Raw genomic sequence first — 3,545 nt, forward strand, 5'->3', positions numbered from 1 at the left:
AATATCAATGTCAAAATAGTCTCTGAAAATTTGTCGAAAATAGTCACAGAAATTATATTAGTCATGAAACCAAAGAACTGATTGATCAGTTATTACTAGAAAAAATTAGTTTGGCTGGTATAATTCCAGTAACAGGTGTGTCATAAAAATGGCTCCATAATTAGGTCAATAATAAGTATACTCATATTTCACACTCTATTAAATGTACAAAAAAAATAGGTAAACTCACTATCAAATGTGATGAAATGTGGTCATTTGTAGGTAATAAAAATCACAAACAATGGCTCTGGTTAGCTCTGGATATAGACAGTAAATAAATTGTGGGTTTTTACTTAGGGGAAAGAGGAGAAAAAGGGGCATTAGGATTGTGGAATTCATGACCAGGTATCTATAGACACTGTGCAGTTTGTTATACAGATTTTTGGTAAGCTGATGATCTTGTTTTTCCTAATTCAAGACATAAATCAGTGGGGAAAGAAACAGGTTTAACATCTTATATAGAAAGATTAAATAAGACTTGACTTCAAAGAATTTCTCGGTTGGTCAGAAAAACTTTATCCTTTTCTAAAAAGATAGAAAACCATTTAGGAGCTACGCGCGTATTTTATTGATCATTATAATGAAGCGTTGGCGGAGCCTAGCGGCAGCTATATCGCCTGACCACCATTTTATCACTGCATATACAGGACTACCAAAGTTTTTTGGTCGCGTAAGCGGAACGGAGTTCTATCACGCTCTTATCCGGACATGATATAAGTGGCTAAAAACCAGAATAAGGTAGGTTAGCAAAATAGATTTAACCAAAATCTACCTAAGTTTTTAAGGTTTTCCCAAAAGTCATTTGTAATTAAATTTGCCCAGATACTTAATCTTTAAATGTCTATAATCTTATTTTGTTCAGATCAGGTACAAAATGTCAAATTAGATAGAACAATTAGTCTAAAATTTTTATCATTTACCTTACCTAACCTAGATTATACATACTTTAAAAAAATATAATTTGACTCAGTTAGTCAAAACTGACGATCAAATAAAAAAAAAGAATTATCAATAAAAAAAGGGAAGGTAAAATATGACTATTTCCCATACAGAAAATCAGACAAAATCAAAGGATATAATTACTCTAGCTAGTTGGATGGCAGGGTGCTTTAGTAACCAAAAACAAGCTTCTGCCAATCGAGTTCTTTATGCTCATATTTATATTTATTTCCGACCTTTACCATATCAATTTTTTTCTGGTATAGGTTTTTATTCAGAGCAAGTTTATGACTATGACCTTTGGAGTCCATATCGTCAAGGAGTTCATCAACTTATAGATAAAGGCGACCATATTTACATAGAAAATTATAGTCTCAAAGACCCTATTCTCTATGCAGGAGCAGCAAGAGAACTTGATATTCTACATACTATTACTCCAGAAAATATAGAACGTCGTTATCATTGCTCAATGGTTTTTAAACGAGATGGAGAAAAATTTTTAGGGAGTGTTGAACCGGGAAATAAATGTTTAATCAATAAGAGAGGATGTGAGACTTATCTAGTTAGTGAAGTAGAATTAACTGAGCAAACATGGGAAAGTTTAGATATAGGAAGGGATGTTAATACACACGAACAGGTTTGGGGTTCAAAAGCGGGACGTTTAAAGTTTGAAAAACAAACAAGTTTTGCTGATGAATTACCGATAGAAAATTGAAGGTGACAAATTATCAAAAAGTCTTGAGGGAGGACTAATAGAAAATGTTGCCACCAGTAGCAGAAAAAAAAATGCAAAGCTGGATTAGAACCAGACATTTAATCTGTTCAGGAAACTTTTTCTTGTTTGAGACAGTAGAGTATTCTACTGTTGATAGGTTTGCAGAATGTGTTCAAACATTGGGCGGGAGTTTGATATCTGTTAAACCTATTAAGAAAATTTGGATTGGTAATCATAGAAAAGTAGTTCTTTATCAAGCAAGAGCAAGTCTCCATACACCTCACCACGATTTGAAACAATACTGGATCAAAAACGGCGGTTTTTATACAAGGTTTGATGAACGGGGTTAGATTCAACAATTAATAATTATTGAAGAAGGAGACAGGAGACAGGAGACAGGAGACAGGAGGAAAATTACATGGGGATTCGCTCCCCCAAGTAATGCGTGAACACCCCCGTTGACGGTGGGGTATTAAACCCACAAAGAAAATGATAATTAATAATTAGGGTTTGCTGAAAAAGTCTTTATAGTAGGAGACAGGAGACAGGAGAAATGGGAATGGCGAGGAGGTAGGAATAAGAATTATCCTTTGATTTTTCTGCCCAACTATGCGCCTAAAATACTAACTTTTTGAGCGTTCTAGACTGAAACAAGCGCACTTTTTAAAGGCCATAAAAAGGCTAAAACCAATATCAGTCAATGCTTTGATATTTAACCAGCAAGCGCTAATTAATAATTACCTCTCCTGGAAAATAAGAGGATTGACTAATAATGAAAATTTTTTCTTCTCTTGGTCGATGGTCGGCCAGCGAGGAGACCAGCTTTTGACAGAGCCGCTCCGAGGGCCATCCCTACTAGCAAAAATCCACGCTCGGATAGCTAATATTCGTAAAGACGCTATCCATAAACTAACTACCTATCTTGCTAAAAACCACAGCATAATAAAGATAGAAGATTTACAAATTAAGGCATTCTTAAAAAATCACAAATTAGCAGGTGCAATTGCAGATTGTGGGATGTATGAATTTAGATGCCAATTAGAATATAAAACTGAGAAATTCTCAAGTCAATTAGTGCTTGTAGATAGAATGTTTCCAAGTTCACAGATTTGCTCTAATTGTGGGAATCATCGTCATCAGATGCCATTAAAAAACCGCGTTTATATTTGCCCTGATTGTGGTCACATTGAGGACAAAGATTTAAATGCCAGCAAGAATATAGAACGATAGTTTGAAGGAATATTCCCATCCGACTCTACCAAGTCAAACGGTAAGCTCTACGGGGATGGCCTGCGGAGTGGACAAACCCTTTAGTTGCCAAACTAAAGCCACGTTGAAACAGGAAGTTAACACCAAAACTACATAACGTCCAGTTAAGTCTAGATTTGCTGAGTTTTGGGTCAGTTTAATAGAGCGGAATACCATAATTACTTAAGGAATACCATTCAAGGGTATACTAGAAACATTATGGTGGCCAAGGAGATTTATAATGGCAAAAAAACGTAATGGTGCCACCTCATATTCAGAAAGCAAGGTTAAAGTCGGTGTGTCTCTGACTCCCACTAGCGCTGAGAGGCTAAAGGACGTAGCAACTGAACTTGGTCTATCTAGGTCTGAGTTAATTGAGCGCATTGCTAGAGGAGACCTTGCAATTTTGAGAGAGGCGGCACAGATCCAAGTAAATTTGGACAATAAATCGGAGACAGAAAATAATGCTCTGAAGACAAATGAAGTATCTGATGAAAAATTGGATATAGTAACAGTTCCAGAACCATTAGTTGACTCTGTAGAAGTACAAAATCAGTTATCGGAAAGTTATCAAACTTTACAACAAGAGTTGGCATCTCAGATA

The 3,545-nt window shown here is 35.6% G+C and carries 4 protein-coding genes and 2 pseudogenes; 5 read left to right on the top strand and 1 reads right to left on the bottom strand.

Annotation, left to right across the window (positions count from 1 at the left end; translation table 11 throughout):
- Nucleotides 1-26 precede the first annotated feature (26 nt).
- From F6K13_RS23940 to F6K13_RS23955, 4 genes and pseudogenes are all read left to right on the top strand, one after another.
- Nucleotides 27-660 (top strand): annotated as a pseudogene (locus F6K13_RS23940) (IS1 family transposase); the annotation flags it as partial.
- 412 nt (nt 661-1,072) lie between these two features.
- A complete protein-coding gene (locus F6K13_RS23945; RefSeq protein ID WP_124143967.1) occupies nt 1,073-1,693 on the top strand; it encodes a chromophore lyase CpcT/CpeT in 621 nt (206 codons plus the stop codon).
- 44 nt (nt 1,694-1,737) lie between these two features.
- Nucleotides 1,738-2,043 (top strand): CpeR family transcriptional regulator, encoded by a 306-nt coding sequence (locus F6K13_RS23950; RefSeq protein ID WP_124143966.1) that lies wholly within the window; start codon nt 1,738-1,740, stop codon nt 2,041-2,043.
- 355 nt (nt 2,044-2,398) lie between these two features.
- Nucleotides 2,399-2,923, top strand: coding sequence for an RNA-guided endonuclease TnpB family protein (locus F6K13_RS23955; protein ID WP_287288596.1), 525 nt, complete (start codon nt 2,399-2,401; stop codon nt 2,921-2,923).
- 33 nt (nt 2,924-2,956) lie between these two features.
- Here the strand turns inward: F6K13_RS23955 and F6K13_RS23960 are convergent, their stop codons facing one another.
- Nucleotides 2,957-3,118, bottom strand: a complete 162-nt coding sequence (locus F6K13_RS23960) for a hypothetical protein (RefSeq protein ID WP_161564476.1) — start codon at nt 3,116-3,118, stop codon at nt 2,957-2,959.
- 64 nt (nt 3,119-3,182) lie between these two features.
- Between F6K13_RS23960 and F6K13_RS23965 the strand changes: the two are divergent.
- Nucleotides 3,183-3,545 (top strand): annotated as a pseudogene (locus F6K13_RS23965) (CopG family transcriptional regulator); the annotation flags it as partial.

The organism is Okeania sp. SIO2B9 (assembly GCF_010672505.1).
GTDB lineage: Bacteria > Cyanobacteriota > Cyanobacteriia > Cyanobacteriales > Microcoleaceae > Okeania > Okeania hirsuta.